Origin of the sequence: Sulfitobacter sp. EE-36 (assembly GCF_000152605.1) — a bacterium.
GTDB classification, from domain to species: Bacteria; Pseudomonadota; Alphaproteobacteria; order Rhodobacterales; family Rhodobacteraceae; genus Sulfitobacter; species Sulfitobacter pontiacus.
The window spans coordinates 1,464,703-1,479,846 of sequence record NZ_CH959310.1 but is presented as its reverse complement, the minus strand read 5'-3'; the positions used below and the strand labels follow the sequence as shown (position 1 = coordinate 1,479,846).

The 15,144-nt window shown below is 59.5% G+C and carries 13 protein-coding genes and 1 pseudogene; 8 read left to right on the top strand and 6 right to left on the bottom strand.

Features of this window, described 5'->3' with window-relative positions:
* Positions 1 to 56 precede the first annotated feature (56 nt).
* From EE36_RS09785 to tcuB, 3 genes are read left to right on the top strand one after another with little or no spacing between them, the layout of a single operon-like run.
* A complete protein-coding gene (locus EE36_RS09785) occupies positions 57 to 737 on the top strand; it encodes a GntR family transcriptional regulator (RefSeq protein WP_005851792.1) in 681 nt (226 codons plus the stop codon).
* Positions 734 to 2,119 (top strand): FAD-dependent tricarballylate dehydrogenase TcuA, encoded by a 1,386-nt coding sequence (gene tcuA / locus EE36_RS09780; protein WP_005851790.1) that lies wholly within the window; start codon positions 734 to 736, stop codon positions 2,117 to 2,119. Before EE36_RS09785 ends, tcuA begins: the two co-directional genes overlap by 4 nt.
* A complete protein-coding gene (gene tcuB / locus EE36_RS17325) occupies positions 2,109 to 3,176 on the top strand; it encodes a tricarballylate utilization 4Fe-4S protein TcuB (RefSeq protein ID WP_083776459.1) in 1,068 nt (355 codons plus the stop codon). The genes tcuA and tcuB overlap by 11 nt, the downstream gene beginning before the upstream one ends.
* 78 nt (positions 3,177 to 3,254) lie before the next feature.
* Here tcuB and EE36_RS09770 read toward each other — a convergent pair.
* Positions 3,255 to 4,364 (bottom strand): annotated as a pseudogene (locus EE36_RS09770) (S-(hydroxymethyl)glutathione dehydrogenase/class III alcohol dehydrogenase); the annotation flags it as partial.
* 161 nt (positions 4,365 to 4,525) lie between these two features.
* Between EE36_RS09770 and EE36_RS09765 the strand changes: the two are divergent.
* The gene (locus EE36_RS09765; RefSeq protein WP_005851782.1) at positions 4,526 to 5,395 is read left to right on the top strand and encodes a LysR substrate-binding domain-containing protein; all 870 of its coding nucleotides are present in this window, start codon (positions 4,526 to 4,528) and stop codon (positions 5,393 to 5,395) included.
* A gap of 275 nt (positions 5,396 to 5,670) precedes the next feature.
* Here EE36_RS09765 and EE36_RS09760 read toward each other — a convergent pair whose 3' ends face one another.
* Positions 5,671 to 6,555 carry a LysR family transcriptional regulator gene (locus EE36_RS09760; RefSeq protein WP_005851779.1) on the bottom strand — a complete coding sequence of 295 codons (885 nt, stop codon included), beginning with the start codon at positions 6,553 to 6,555 and terminating at the stop codon, positions 5,671 to 5,673.
* 95 nt (positions 6,556 to 6,650) lie between these two features.
* Between EE36_RS09760 and EE36_RS09755 the strand changes: the two genes are divergently transcribed.
* The 4 genes from EE36_RS09755 to EE36_RS09740 all read left to right on the top strand — a co-directional run bounded on the left by EE36_RS09755 (position 6,651) and on the right by EE36_RS09740 (position 9,102).
* Entirely contained in the window at positions 6,651 to 6,935 is a 285-nt protein-coding gene (locus tag EE36_RS09755) for a DUF2218 domain-containing protein (RefSeq protein WP_005851778.1), read from the top strand.
* Between the two features lie 186 nt (positions 6,936 to 7,121).
* Complete coding sequence (locus tag EE36_RS09750; RefSeq protein ID WP_254655568.1) at positions 7,122 to 7,532, top strand: nuclear transport factor 2 family protein; 411 nt, start codon at positions 7,122 to 7,124, stop codon at positions 7,530 to 7,532.
* 63 nt (positions 7,533 to 7,595) lie between these two features.
* Positions 7,596 to 8,441, top strand: coding sequence for an SDR family oxidoreductase (locus tag EE36_RS09745; RefSeq protein ID WP_005851775.1), 846 nt, complete (start codon positions 7,596 to 7,598; stop codon positions 8,439 to 8,441).
* A 58-nt stretch (positions 8,442 to 8,499) separates the two neighbouring features.
* Positions 8,500 to 9,102: a sulfite oxidase heme-binding subunit YedZ gene (locus tag EE36_RS09740; RefSeq protein ID WP_005851773.1), complete on the top strand. Its 603-nt coding sequence runs from the start codon at positions 8,500 to 8,502 to the stop codon at positions 9,100 to 9,102.
* Between the two features lie 272 nt (positions 9,103 to 9,374).
* On the opposite strand, the gene EE36_RS09735 is transcribed toward EE36_RS09740, so the two are convergent.
* From EE36_RS09735 to EE36_RS09720, 4 genes are read right to left on the bottom strand one after another with little or no spacing between them, the layout of a single operon-like run.
* Positions 9,375 to 9,914, bottom strand: a complete 540-nt coding sequence (locus EE36_RS09735) for a ricin-type beta-trefoil lectin domain protein (RefSeq protein WP_005851771.1) — start codon at positions 9,912 to 9,914, stop codon at positions 9,375 to 9,377.
* Between the two features lie 3 nt (positions 9,915 to 9,917).
* Positions 9,918 to 10,646 carry a DUF1499 domain-containing protein gene (locus EE36_RS09730; RefSeq protein WP_005851769.1) on the bottom strand — a complete coding sequence of 243 codons (729 nt, stop codon included), beginning with the start codon at positions 10,644 to 10,646 and terminating at the stop codon, positions 9,918 to 9,920.
* A gap of 35 nt (positions 10,647 to 10,681) precedes the next feature.
* Complete coding sequence (locus tag EE36_RS09725) at positions 10,682 to 12,040, bottom strand: efflux transporter outer membrane subunit (protein ID WP_005851766.1); 1,359 nt, start codon at positions 12,038 to 12,040, stop codon at positions 10,682 to 10,684.
* Entirely contained in the window at positions 12,037 to 15,144 is a 3,108-nt protein-coding gene (locus EE36_RS09720; RefSeq protein WP_005851765.1) for an efflux RND transporter permease subunit, read from the bottom strand. The genes EE36_RS09725 and EE36_RS09720 overlap by 4 nt, the downstream gene beginning before the upstream one ends.

Genomic DNA, 15,144 nt, shown 5'->3' with positions numbered 1-15,144 from the left:
GTTATTGCATACTATTGTATCCACCTGTATGCAATAATGACCTTTGGGGGCGTTTTATGAGCGAAGAAGACCGCACACCGCAGGGCAACTCTGCCTATGCTCAACTAATGGATGAGTTACGCGCCGGACGGCTGAACCCCGGCGACAGGCTGCGTGAAACCGAACTGGCCGAACGTTTGGGCGTTTCCCGCACCCCCGTGCGCGAAGCGATCCGACAGTTAGAGGCAGACGGTGTCGTGGCGCATATCCCCCGGCAGGGGGCGAGCATCCGCACGCTGGACTACGCCGAGGTGATGGAACTCTACGAGATGCGCGCCGTGCTGGAGGGCACCGCCGCGCGGTTGGCCGCCCGCGCTGCCTCGGACATCGAGATCGAAGAATTGCAGGACATGAACCAGCAGCTTGCCACCCTGGGCAATGTGCCCGAAGCCTTCACCCTCAACCGCCAGTTCCACGCAGCCCTTCTGGACGCGGCGAAGAACCGTTTTCTCACCCGGTCGATCCATACACTGCAAAAGACGCTGATGATCCTCGGCCCGACGACGCTCACCGATCCTGCCCGTGCCGAGAAAGCGGTGGAGGAACATTTTGGCGTTCTGGATGCGATCAAGGCCCGTGATGCCGCCCTCGCCGAAGCGGCGATGCGCGCGCATATCGAAGCGGCCCAACGGGTCCGGGTGCGCGCCCTGCGCGCACAGCCCACGCGCGATGAGACCTATGACGGAGACCTGCTGTGACCGAGACCTACGATATCGTCGTGATCGGCGGCGGCAATGCGGCGCTTTGTGCCGCGATCACCGCCGCCGAAGACGGCGCCCGCGTGCTGATCCTTGAGACCGCGCCAAAACCCTACCGGGGCGGCAATTCGCGCCACACCCGCAACTTCCGCTGCATGCACCATGGCCCCTTGGGCCCATTGGTCGAAAGCTACACCGAAGAGGAATACCTCGCCGATCTGATGAAGGTGACGGGTGGCAAGACGGATGAACATCTCGCACGCCTCGCCATCCGCTCTTCCGAGGAATGCCTGCCGTGGATGGAAGCCCATGGCGTGCGGTTTCAGCCTTCGCTCTCGGGCACCCTGTCACTGGCCCGCACCAACGCCTTTTTCCGTGGCGGTGGCAAGAGCCTCGTTAACGCCTATTACCGCACTGCCGAAAGGCTGGGCGTGGATGTGCTCTATGAAGCCGCCGTGACCCACCTCGAGCTGGAAGGCGACCGGGTGACGCGGGTGGACTATACCCATGAGGGGGCCGCCAAGAGCCTCTCGCCCAAATCCGTCGTCGTTGCCTCTGGAGGCTTTCAGGCCGACACCGACTGGCTGGCACGCGCATGGGGGCCAGCGGCGAAGAACTTCTTGATCCGCGGCACGCCCTATAACCGCGGCGTGGTTCTGGCGGATCTGCTGGATCAAGGCATCGCACAGGTTGGCGATCCGACCCAATGTCACGCCGTCGCCATCGACGGACGCGCGCCGAAATTCGATGGCGGGATCGTCACACGGCTGGATTGCGTGCCCTTCTCCATCGTCGTCAACAAAGACGCACAGCGGTTCTATGATGAGGGTGAGGATGTCTGGCCGAAACGCTACGCCATCTGGGGCCGGCTGGTGGCCGCGCAGCCCGATCAGGTCGGCTATGTCATCATCGACGCGAAATCGCTGAACCTGTTCATGCCTTCGGTCTTCCCCCCGATCAAGGCCGACACGCTGGCGGAACTGGCGGATAAAATGGGCCTGCCCGGCGAGGCGCTAGAGCAGACCGTGGCCGAATTCAACGAAGCCTGCGGCGATCAAAGCGGCTTTCACCCCACCGAGCTGGACGGGGTCGCCACTTCCGGCCTCACCCCGCCCAAGACCAATTGGGCCCGCCCCATCACCGAGCCGCCGTTCTACGGCTATTCGCTGCGCACTGGCGTCACCTTTACCTATCTCGGGCTGAAGGTGGATGAAAACGCGCAATGCTCCATCGACGACCGCCTTGTCAGCAACCTTTGGGCTGCGGGCGAAACCATGGCCGGGTCGATTCTGGGCCAAGGCTACCTCGCCGGTTTCGGCATGACCATCGGCACCGTATTCGGACGTATCGCAGGCAAGGAGGCCGCAGCCCATGCAAATTGATCTACTCCAAGAGGCCCGCCGTCAGGCCGAAATCTGCAACGCCTGCCGCTATTGCGAGGGGTACTGCTCGGTTTTCCCTGCCCTTCAGGCCGAACGCGCTTTTTCGGACGGGGATCTAACGCAACTGGCGAACCTCTGTCACAATTGCCGAGGCTGCTACTATGCCTGCCAATACACCGCCCCGCATGAGTTTGAACTGAACTTGCCGCAAGCCTTGGCCGATGTGCGCCAAGACAGTTGGGAAGAGTTTGCCTTTCCACGTGCCGCCGGGAAAGCCTTCCAGAAAAACGGCCTCGCCATAGTGCTCGCCACAGTCTTGGGCTTTGCATTGCTGTTTTGGGCTGCCCGTGCGCTGGCCGCCGCAGGAGGCGAAGGTTTCTACGCCGTGCTATCCCACAATGCGATGGTGGCGATCTTCCTGCCCGCCTTTCTGTTTCCGTTGCTAAGCATTGCCATCGGCCTGCGCCGCTACTGGCAAACCGTGGGCGGTGCCCCGGTGCGCCTGTCGCATCTGCGCGAGGCCATCGCCTCTGTCGCGAACATGCGCAACCTCAAAGGCGGCCACGGCGACGGCTGCAATTTCGAGGACGAAGACCGGTTTACCCATTCCCGCCGCTATGCGCATCAGGCAATCATGTATGGCTTTCTGCTGTGTTTCGCTTCGACCAGCGTGGCGACGCTGATGCATTACCTGCTCGACATGCCCGCCCCCTACGGGCTGTTTTCCGCCCCCAAGATCCTCGGCCTTTCCGGCGGTGTTCTGCTGGTGTTGGGCTGTGGCAAGATGGTCTGGCTTAAGCTGCGGTCTGACAAATCACTCGGCGCGACTAATGCCTTTGGCGGCGAAATAGCCTTTACCGGGTTGCTGGGGTTTGTCGGACTATCTGGTCTGCTGCTCTATGCGGCAGGGGGCACCGGCTGGATGCCGGGTCTTTTGGTTATACATCTCGGCGCGGTGCTGGCGTTTTTCCTGCTCACGCCTTTCACCAAGATGGCGCATGGGTTCTACCGAATGGCAGCGCTGGTCAGGGATGCACAGCGGCGCGAGGTGGGCTGACTTTAGGCTTTCCAGCAACGCTTCCAGATCACCCCGGCCGCGCCTACAAACGGCGCGACCGGCGGAAGATCCTTCGCCGAAGTGGATGACCGAGCGGATGCTTTTTCCTTCATGCATCAGGTCGAAGGCTTCATTGATCTCTTCCAGCCCCATGGTGTGGGTGATGAAATCATTCAGCTTGAACTCGCCGTTCATGTAGCGCTCGACATAGTCAGGTAGCTCGGAGCGTCCCTTGACCCCGCCAAAGGCCGACCCCCGCCAGACGCGGCCCGTGACCAATTGGAACGGACGGGTCGAGATTTCCTGCCCTGCCCCTGCGACACCGATGACTACGGATTCGCCCCAGCCCTTGTGGCAGCATTCCAACGCCGAGCGCATAACATTGACGTTGCCGATACACTCGAACGAATAATCCACACCGCCGTCGGTCATCTCGACAATCACGTCCTGAATGGGTTTGTCGTGATCCTTGGGGTTGATGAAATCGGTGGCACCCAGCTTGCGCGCCAGATCGAACTTGCTTTCGTTGATATCGATCACGATGATGCGGCTGGCCTTGGCCATGGTCGCGCCGATCACGGCGGACAGGCCAATGCCGCCCATGCCGAAGATCGCAACGGTCGACCCCTCTTCGACCTTCGCGGTGTTCATCACAGCCCCCATGCCGGTGGTGACGCCGCAGCCCAGCAGGCAGACCTCCTCCAGCGGCGCGTCGGGGTTGACCTTGGCAAGCGATATCTCGGGCAGCACTGTGTATTCCGAGAAGGTCGAGCAGCCCATGTAGTGCAGGATGGGCTGACCATCCTTGTAGAACCGGCTGGTACCGTCGGGCATCAGACCGCGCCCCTGGGTTTCCCGGATCTTCTGGCAGAGGTTGGTCTTGCCGGATTTGCAGAATTTGCACTCGCCACATTCTGGCGTGTAGAGCGGGATCACATGGTCACCCACCGCCACGCTGGTGACGCCCTCGCCGATGGATTCGACAATCCCGCCCCCTTCATGGCCCAGAATGACCGGGAACAGGCCTTCGGGATCTTCGCCCGACAAAGTGAAAGCATCGGTATGGCAAACGCCCGAGGCGATAATTTTGATGCGCACTTCGCCAGCCTTAGGCGGCATTACGTCGATTTCCTCGATCGAGAGAGGTTCGTTAACGGCCCAGGCGACGGCCGCTTTGCATTTGATGATATCGGTCATGGGTCTCACTTCGCGGTTAGGACTATTTTGGCGGGTGACGGTGTAGGGACTGTCATTTACACTGTTTCCCACTGGCGATAATCAGAGATATCTGTAAAACACCATTACCTATTAGCAATAGTTATTCCGCCATTAAGATTGAAAGGAACATCATGCTGAGTTGGGAGGGGGTATCAGAATTTGTGGCCGTCGCTGAAGCCCAAAGCTTTACAGCTGCTGCCAACAGCTTGGGTATTTCTACGGCTCAGGTAAGCCGCCAAGTCGGCGCACTTGAGGCGCGATTGGACACCAAGCTGTTCTACCGCACCACGCGCAAGGTCACGATCACCGAGACGGGTCAGGTGTATTACAACCATTGCCGGCAGGTGCTTGATGGGCTGGCCGAAGCCGAGCGCGCGATCACCGATCTGCATCAAAGCCCCAAGGGACGGCTCAATCTCACAGCCCCGGTGACATATGGCGAGAACCGCATCGCGCCTTTGGTGAATGACTTCGTGCGGCGCTATCCTGATCTTGAGGTCAACCTCAGGCTGACCAATCAGCTGCTCGATCTTGTAGCGGAAAGCTACGATCTCGCAATCCGGCTGGGAGAGTTGGAAGACAGCTCCATGATGGCAAAGCGGCTGGCCTCTCGCAGGCATTACACCTGCGCGGCACCCGAATACCTTTCCGCTCACGGAACCCCGCACACCCTGTCCGAACTTGACGGCTACAACTGTTTGCAAGGCACTTTGGGCTATTGGCGGTTTCAGGAAAAAGGAACCACCCGCCACATCCGGGTGAAAGGCAATCTCCGCTGCAACAGCGGCGCATCGCTGGTCGATGCGGCGCTGAAGAACCTCGGGATCATCCAGCTGCCGGATTATTATGTCGAGGCGGAGCTGAGGGCCGGTCGGTTGGTCTCTGTTTTGGATACGTATCGCGCGCCGGACGATGGCATCTGGGCGATCTATCCGCAGAACCGGCATCTTTCGCCAAAGGTCCGGCTGTTGCTTGATCACCTTGCGAAAGGGTTGCGATGACATACAAAATCATCGCCTCAGAATTTGAAAGGAAGGCCCGTTGATCGTGAGCGACCCGCCAAGTGCGCTGACCTTCGGAACTTGGGCCGTCATCTGAGCATCTTTGTCCGAAGGAGCGAGGACCCGGCAAAGATCGTATCTTTTGGCCTTGCGTTCAGCCACCTGCACCGGGGCTTCGTTCAGCGAAAGGCTCATTTGGCCGCACCACGAGGTAATCTAAGGCGACGTGGCAGATGCCCCTTCATGCCGGACCAAATGGCCCGATAGGCACCGTCCTATTGATGGAGCTCTTTTGCCAAAAACCGAACGAACAGAAGCGTGAGGTTCTCGCGGCGCGAGGTGTCTGGCCAGACGGCAAAAATTCCCAACGGTTTCAGCCGCCAATCGGGGAACAGGCGGCTCAGCTTGCCCTCCGCCTCCCCCCGGGCGGCGAGATGCTCGGGCAGAACCGTGGCGCCAAGGTTCTTGCAGGCGAAATGGTAGAGGGCATCCACGCTGTCCACTTCCAGCCGGGCTTGGCCCAGAACTTTCGCCTCTTCCCCGCCGGGGCCGCTGAGACGAGTATAGTCTGAGCGATGTCGGTAACGCACCCAGTCCCAGTCTTCCAGATCGCAAGGATGTGCGGGGGCCGGGCGCGTTGCGGCATAGTCGCTGCCGACCACCAAGGCACGCGCGCTTTCACCCAGCTTGCGCGACATCATCGCACTGTCGTCGAGCCAGCCCGCGCGGATATTCACATCAAAACCATCGTTGATAAGGTCCATCCTCTGATCCGAAAAAGCCAGCGACAGGGCGACTTGCGGATGAAGACGGGAAAATTCAGCGATCGCCGTCGACAGGGTCGATGACGACATAAAGGCAGGGATCGACACCCTAAGCGCGCCCACAGGCTCCAACGACAGGGCGTTGAGGTCATTCAATCCGCTTTCGGCGCTTCGCAGCATGTCGGTCACCCGGGCGTAGAACATCCGCCCTTCGTTGCTCAGCGCGATCTTGCGGGTTGTGCGGTAAAGCAGTGTCACGCCAAGGAAATCTTCGAGTTCGGAGACGGTTTCACTCACCCGCGACGGTGCGACGCCAAGGGCTTTCGCCGCGGCCCGGAACGAGCCTTCGTCCACCACCCGGGCGAAGATGGCCATATGCTTTAGATGATCGATCATTGTTCGGCCTGCCGGAACTATCACTTCTGGATTCCATGAATACCCCGATCAATCCGCCGGGAATAGATGTTCCTTGCAACACGAGGAACACCGCCATGAAAGCGACCACTCATCTCAACACCGAAAGCGCAGAGCGTTATCTGGGCACGCTCTGCAAACATTTCGGCCACAAGGTGCCCGTCACCCACACGCGCCAAAACGGCCATATCGAACTGCCTTTCGGGGCATGTGAACTGGCCACAACAAAGGGCCAGTTGTCACTGAGCGCGACAGCCGATGACCGGGCCGCTCTCGATAAGGTCGTGCAGGTCATTACCAGCCACCTCGAGCGTTTTGCCTTCCGCGAAGACCCCAAGCTCACTTGGACCTACGCCGCCTGAGAGCTCAGCTGGCCCGAACTTTTCGGGTGCCGCGCGGAGTAGCACCCGAAATCTTGAACTTAACCAAGGCCCCATTCCTTCGGGGCACCCGATATGGAGCGACACATAAAACGCAGAACCCTTCTGAAAACGTCACTCGGCGCATCTCTGGCCATCATTCTCGGACAACACGCAGGAGCAAAAGACATGGACACAGTTACACAAGAGAGCTTTGACACCGTAATGGCCTTCATGGGCGCTATGGGGGCGGGCGATATGGAAAAAATGCGGGCCCTGATGGCCGAGGATATGGTCTGGCACAACGAGGGCGACGAAAGCTTGCCGTGGATCGGTGAGGCACGCGGCAAGGAGGCAGTCTTCGACTTTCTTGGCGTCTTTGGCCAGAATTTTCAGACAACCGCTTGGGACAACACAGATGCCTTTGCCGCAGGCGACACCGTTGCCGTCTTTGGAAAGATGAGCGGCATAACCACGAAATCCGGCAAAGAGACTGGCCCCTTCACCTTTGCCCTGCGTGCCAAGGTCCGCGATGGTCAGGTGGTGCTGTGGCACTGGTTCGAAGACAGCTTTGCCGTCAGCCAAGCCTACCACGGCTAATATCCGCAACATGGCAGGGCACGTCAGGCCCTGCCAGCGAGACCCCAGTCAAAGGAGAGCCCGATGCGCTATGCTGTCACCGCCGTTTCAGGACAACTCGGTCAAGAAATCGCCCGTAAACTCATAGAACGAACAGATCACGCCTCGGTCATCGGCCTCGCCCGGACGCCGGGCAATGCCCCCGAGTTAGGGATCGAGGTGCGCCTCGGCGATTATGACCAGCCGGACGCGCTTCGGACTTCTCTTGCGGGCGTTGATGCCCTTGTGCTCGTCTCAGGCATGGCCCCGCCCGAAGACCGCATCGGCCAGCACCGCAACGTGATCGAGGCGGCCAAGATGGCCGGCGTGGGCAAGATCGTCTACACCAGCATTCAAGGTCCCGAAGTCGGGACCGCCTTCTCACCCGTCGTGCAGAGCAACCGCCAGACCGAGGCCGACATCCGCGCCAGCGGTCTGGACTGGACCATCGGTCGCAACGGCATCTACATCGAGCCTGACGTTGAATATATCGACAGCTACCGCGCCAAGGGCGAGATCGCCAACAGCGCGGGGGACGGCAAATGCGGCTACACGACCCGTTCCGAATTGGCCCATGCCTATGCCGCTTTGCTGACGCGGAACGAGCTGATCGGCCAAACCTTTGATTTGAACGGCACGCAGATCACTCAGGCGGAACTAACGCAGTATATGAACGCCGCATATGGCACATCGCTTACCTATCGCAGCATGCCAGCCGAAGACTATGTCGCTGACCGCACCGCCGAGCTTGGCGATTTTATCGGCCCGATTATCGGCGGCATCTACGACGGCATCCGCCGCGGTGCCTTTGACGCCCCCGGCGATTATGAAACCGCGACCGGACGCCCGCATCAAAGCTGGGAAGATTATTTCACCTCGCTGTTACGCTGATCGCCACAGATACGCGGGGCGACCCGCGTAGAATGACCAACCTTTCGGAGATATCTGCGTGCTGAAATCCACATGGGATCACCCCCTCACCTTCTGGGCGCTGTTGAGCCTCCCCGCCATTCCAATGACCCTTGGCCTGACCTCCGGCGCGCCGGACGCGGTCAGCAGTCTTTTGCATCCCACCGGTGAATTCGCCGCGCGGTTCATGATCATCGCGATGATGATCACCCCGCTGATGATGCTTTTTCGCGATGCGAGCTGGCCGCGCTGGCTGATGAAGCGTCGGCGCTATCTTGGCGTGGCCGCATTCTTCTACGCGCTGGCCCACACGGTGCTTTATCTCATTGATGAAGGCGCCATAGCCTTCACTGGGGGCGAGGTATCAAAGCTGTACATCTGGACCGGCTGGATCGCCTTTCTTATCTTTGTGCCATTGGCTGTTACCTCGACAGACGCATGGGTGCGCCGCCTTGGGCGGTCGTGGAAAAAGCTACAGCAGTTTGTCTATGCTGCGGCTATACTAACCCTCATCCACTGGGCTGCCCTGCACGATTGGGGCGGCGTCGGCGCGGCTCTCGTGCATTTTGCGCCTCTGGCCGTTCTTGAGGTGTACCGTCTGTGGTCAACCCAACAGCGCCGCCGCCAGCGCGCGTTGACGTAAGCGAGGGGTTGCGGGGCAAATTCTCCGTTCGTTCGGCGATCTAAAGCTTAATAGCCGATCTCCCTACCTTTATAGGGAATCTTCGCACCTACCGTCAAAGTACATAAGCCACCCATCGTGTCGGCCGAAGCGAACGGCGGAAACCGGACCTTGGGCCGACGGGCAAGGAAAGTCTTTTTCAGAGACTTTTGGCTATAAACCGCAAGCTTTCCCGCTACGATCTTCACCGACTAAACCAAGTGCTTCCCGATATGCGTTACCGTTAATGCTTCTTACCTTCGAATGACCCATTGTTTGAAGCTGGCCTCCAATGCGCCACATGGCGCGAGGAACAGGTCGCGGGACTGGTATGAGTCCGCATCGTCAATTATCTCGGCAACGGTGACGCATAGCGCGGGGTCCGAGGCCAAACGCATCTCCATGCTCGCATCGTCATAAACAAACTGCTGTGCGGGATCGCCCTCGTCACAAGAAACCAGACCAAATGGGTTTTCGGCATTCTCGGGATCACTATACGCCATGCACAGACCATCATAGGTCGCCGACGCGATCGTGCCCGTCTCTGCCGCATAGGTGAACAACACGTCGCCCCCTTCCGGTTTGCATGAATGGGCGTGAAGCTGATCGCTCAGACCGCGCCCTTCAGTATCGATGCACCAGCCGAGCGACGCTTCCTCGTCAAGGTTATCGGCAAGATGAATGACGGGCCCGTCGGTCTGGAGGCTTGGTGCCTCCGCATGAGCCGAGAATGGGATGCTTTGGCCCAATACGATCAGCGCGGCAAAGGCCAAGTTTGAGCTTGGAAATCTCATCGCTTACTCCTTATGGAACTGTTGTTGAAAGGTACGAATGCGTGCTGCATTGACGCCTTGGTCACTGCGCCCCACCCGTGAAACGCCGCGCATGTCCACGCGGCTCCCGTTCTCGGCAGGGGTAACTGCAACGACGATATCGTCGGCGAAATAGAAGACAGGGGTGCGCGCCGTGGCCTCGAACCGATGGCGGCTTGGAACGGTCGCAACGATCTCCCACCCCATTTCGCCTGCCACCTCCAATGCCCGCTCAAAGGCTGCGTCCGTGCTCAGGCCGGTCTCAAGTGGCGCAATATCGGGATAGGCTGTCGCTTGTTGATCTGCCACGTCTGCACCGCCGTATTCCAGCGTGTTGCTCGCACCCGCGCGGGTGTCATCCAGCACCTCGAAGGCCGGGGGATTGGCGGTATCAGTCGTGATGTCATGGATTGGCGCCGCGCGCGGTTGGGGGGTCACAGTGCTTGAAATCAGGGGAAACAGGACCCCCAGTCCAAGCAGCGCGACCACGCCGCCGATCGCAGCCCAACCCTTTTCGCCCCGGCCAAGATGGACGGCCAAAGCGATCAGCCCCGCGCTGAAGATGCCCACCCCGATTGCGTTAAAGTAGCTCCGGTAAAGCCCGAACCCTATGATCGGCTCCCAAAGCCCCAAGCGCGCTCCGAACAAGATCAGTGTAACGCAGATTAACCCAGCAACGGCGATCAGGGCGGCAATTTTTCCAGTATGTCTCATATGTTCGGCCTTTCACAACCAGCGTTGATATGTGCTCAATTACTCGGCTGACCAGTCACGGCCGCCCCCGCCCCCGTCGCGATCTTCAGCGTGGCCCAAGCCTGCGCCGCTTCATTCGTGGCCGAGGCCGCAGAGATCCTTGCGGCATTGGTATTCCGGTCGGTTTCCAGCAGGTTCAACAGCGTGATGGCACCGTTTCGATAATTCTCCTGTGCCAATGTCAGCGCCCGACTGTAGTCACTGGCGGCAGTTCTCAGCAGTTGCGCTCTCTGCCGCGCCCGCGACAGGTTGGACTGTGTCACCTGAACATCCTCGACCGCTTCGTTGATCGAGGCCCGCCATGCGATCTCGGCCTGCCGTGCGACAGAGAGTTGCGCGTCACGGCTGGCTTTCAAGAGGCCCTGATTAAATACTGGAAGGGACAATTGCGGCCCGAAGCTCCACGCATCTGTGGCGTCCGTACGGCCCACCGTTCCGGACAGGGACAAGGCCGGGTAAAGCGCGGCTTCGGCGACGCCCACGTTGGCAACGGCAGCGGCCAAATCGGCTTCGGCACTGCGCACATCGGGACGATTACGAAGCAGGTCCGCCGGTACGCCGGTGCGCGCATCCCCGGGACTGGAGAGTTGGGGGGCACCTTTTTGCATCTGTGCCTTGATCGGTCCTGCGGGTTCGTTCAGCAGTGTCGCAATGGCGTAGACATTTGCGTCAAACAAGGCGGCGAACTGCGGCAAATCGGCCCGCGCCGTCGAAAGCAAGGCCTGCGCTTCGGCCACTTCATATTCGGTGGCCGCGCCCGCATTAAACTGGCTTCGGGTGATGCTCACCGTCTCTTCGCGCGTAGCGATGGCGGTGCGCGTCAAGGCCATCGCCTCTTGGTAATAGCGCGCGTCGGAATAGGCAGCGATAAGTTCGGCCAGCCATGCAAGACGAACGGTCTCTTCCTCCGCCCGGGCGGCCGTGAGAGAGGCAACAGCGGCCTCGCGCTCACGCCGGATACCACCGAAGAGATCAATCACCAGCGAGGCACCCAAAGACCCGCTTTCGACGGTGCTTGTACCGCTGGTGCCGTCGCCACCGGATGTGGTCACTGATCCGGTCAGCGATCCGTCCGCCGCAGCGTTTACCCCGGTTGTGCGCAACTCAGCTTGCGCTTGGCGTATGCGCTCACCCGCGGCAATCACATCAAGGTTCTGGGCAAGGCCGCGCGTAACAAGACTTGTTAGGTTCGAATCCTTGTAGTTCAGCCACCACTGCTGAGTGGCTACCGCGCCGATCTGCTCTGCATTGCCACCGACAAACCGGGTTTCCATGGCCACTTCGGGGCGCTGGTAATCAGTGCCGACAGCACAGCCCGCGACAAGCAGACCCAGTACGAGATAGTAAGGTTTCACTGAGCTTTCTCCACTCGCTTACGGAAAATTTCTGTTGTTCGGATTACGGCGACGTAGAAGACCGGCACCATCACGATCCCGATGACCGCTGAAAAGATGATCCCGCCGAGCATCCCCGTCCCGATGGATTTTTGCGCATTGGCCCCTGCCCCGGAGGCGAGCACCAGCGGCATGATGCCAAAACCAAAGGCAAGAGAGGTCATCAAGATGGGGCGCAGACGCTGGCGCGCTGCCATGACGGTGGCTTCCAGCAACGCCTTGCCTTCCGCCCGTAGGGATTCCGCGAACTCAACGATCAGAATGGCATTTCGCGCCGCAAGGCCGATCGTGGTCAGCAAGCCTACCTTGAAATAGACGTCGTTCGACTGTCCGAAATACCACGTTGTCACCAGCGCCCCCAGAATGCCCACTGGCACCGAAAGCATCACCGCAAAAGGCACGGCCCAGCTTTCATAGAGGGCGGCGAGACAGAGAAAGACGACCAGCGCCGAGATTGTATAGAGAATGGCTTCCTGATCGCCGGACAACCGTTCTTGATAGCTCAGCCCTGTCCAGGCCGAGGCGTAGGACCCGTCCAGATCAGCGGTAAGCTGTTCCATCACCTCCATCGCATCGCCCGAGCTGATGCCCGCTGCCGCTTCGCCGGAAAGTTCCAGTGCGCGGGTGCCGCCATAGCGCGACAGCTTGGGCGTGATAGTTTCCCATTCGCGGCTGATAAAGGCCGACAGCGGCACCATCTCCGCACTGTCGTTCCGCACATACCAATGGTCAATGTCGTCAGGCTGCATGCGCCAGTCCGCACCGCCCTGTACAATGACCTCGCGCAGGTTATTGCCCAACGGGAAGTCGTTGACATAGGTGCCGGAGAACACGGTCGCGAGCATGGTGTTCACGCTCGACAAAGACACGCCCAAAGCCTCGGCCTTCTGTTGGTCGATACGCAGCTTCAACGAAGGTTCTGTCGCAGCATCATTGCCGCGCAGGTTGGTCACGCGACCGTCCGCAAGCCCTGCCGCGACCAGTTTATCTGCGGCATCGCTCAGTGCTTCCTGACCCGCGCCCGACTGATCGACGAGGTACATTGCAAAGCCCGAAGAGGTACCCAGCCCCGGAATGGCAGGCGGTTGAAGGACAAAGATGCTGCCCAGTCGGGACTGGAAGAACTTGCCATTGGCCCGCATCATCAGATCAGCCGCATCAAGCCCGGGACGCTCTTCATAGTCCTTGAGCCTGATGAACATCATCCCGTAGTTCTGACCAGACCCCCCGAAACTGTATCCGACATTGGCAAAGACGCCATCGACCATTTCGGTCTCTTCGATCAGCAAGTATTGCTCGATCTGTTCAATCGTGTTGGCTGTCTGCTGAACTGTCGATCCCTGAGGCAGTTCGATCATGGTCATAAGGACGCCCTGATCTTCGGTAGGCAGGAACGACGAGGGCAGACGGTCGTAGACCCAATACGCGCCAAATCCGACGAGGGCCAATACCACCACCATACGGAAAGGCCGCATGGACAACCGCCCGACAAGCGAAGCATAGCCACCCGTCAGACGGTCAAGGCCGCCATTGAACCAGCGCAGCGGAAGCAGAGGCTTCTTGTCATGGTTCGGTTTGAGAAGCTGCGCACACATTGCAGGCGTAAGGATCAGGGCGACGAAAAGCGACAGCACCATCGCCGAAATGATCGTGACCGAGAACTGTTTGTAGATGACCCCCGTCGACCCATCCATGAAGGCCATCGGCAGGAACACAGCAGAAAGCACCATCACGATGCCAATCAGCGCCGAGGAAATCTCTCCCATACTCTTTTCCGTAGCGGCGACGGCGTCCAACCCCTCTTCTTCCATCACCCGTTCGACGTTTTCGACAACAACAATCGCGTCATCGACCAACAGACCAATGGCCAGGACCAATGCGAACATGGAAAGGGTGTTGATTGACATGCCGAAGGCGGACAGAACGCCAAAGGTTCCCAACAACACCACAGGCACGGCGATGGTCGGGATGATCGTCGCCCGCCAGCTTTGCAAGAAAAGGAAGATGACAAGAAAGACGAGGACAATCGCCTCGAGCAACGTCTCATAGACTTGGTCGATGGATTCCTCGACGAAGGGCGAGGTGTCATAGGGATATTCGACCACTACGCCTTCGGGCAACGCGGAAGAAAGATTGCCCACCACGTCCCGCACCGCTTCGGCGGTATCCACCGCATTGGCCCCGGTGGAAAGGTTCACCGCAAAGCCCGCCGCCGGATGACCATTAAAGCGGCTTACACTGCCGTAGTCCTCTTCGGCGAGTTCGATTGTGGCAACATCAGCAAGGTAAATGGCCGACCCGTCCGAGTTGGTCTTCAGCAGGATGTTCCGAAAGTCCTCAACCGATTCAAGCTGGGACTGTGCCGATAGGGAGACCGTGAACTGCTGACCTTTCACTACCGGCTGCTCACCCAGACTGCCGACCGTCACGTTTGTGTTCTGCTCGGATACGGCGGTGGTCACGTCCGAAGATGTCAGTTGATATTGGAACAGCTTTTCGGGGTTCAACCAAATGCGCATTGCGTATTCGGTGCCGAAAACATTGATCGACCCCACCCCCGCCGTGCGCTGTACCGGGTCTTCAATCGTGCTGCTCAGCAGGTCGCCCAGTTCAAGCGAGGTATAGCTGCCGTCTTCGCTGACAAGCGCCCCGACCATCAGGACCGAGTCCGTCGAGCGGGAGACGGAAACGCCCTGGCTCGTCACGGTGTCGGGCAGCTGCGATTCGACCAGTTGCAGTTTGTTCTGGACCTGCACCTGCGCCATGTCAGGATCAATACTATCGTCAAAGGTCAGCGATACACTCGCCGCACCTTCGCTGGAGGATGAGGTCATATAGGTGAGCCCGTCCAACCCCGTCAGCCCGTCCTCGATGACAGTGGTGACCGAATTCTCCACCGTTGCGGCCGAGGCCCCAGTATAAGTGGCGGAAATTCGAACGGTGGTGGGCGCGATATCAGGATACTGCGAGATCGGCAGACCCGTCATACTGAAAGCGCCCAGCAACACGGTGGCAATCGCCAGAACCCAAGCAAAAACAGGGCGGTGGATGAAGAAACGCGCCAT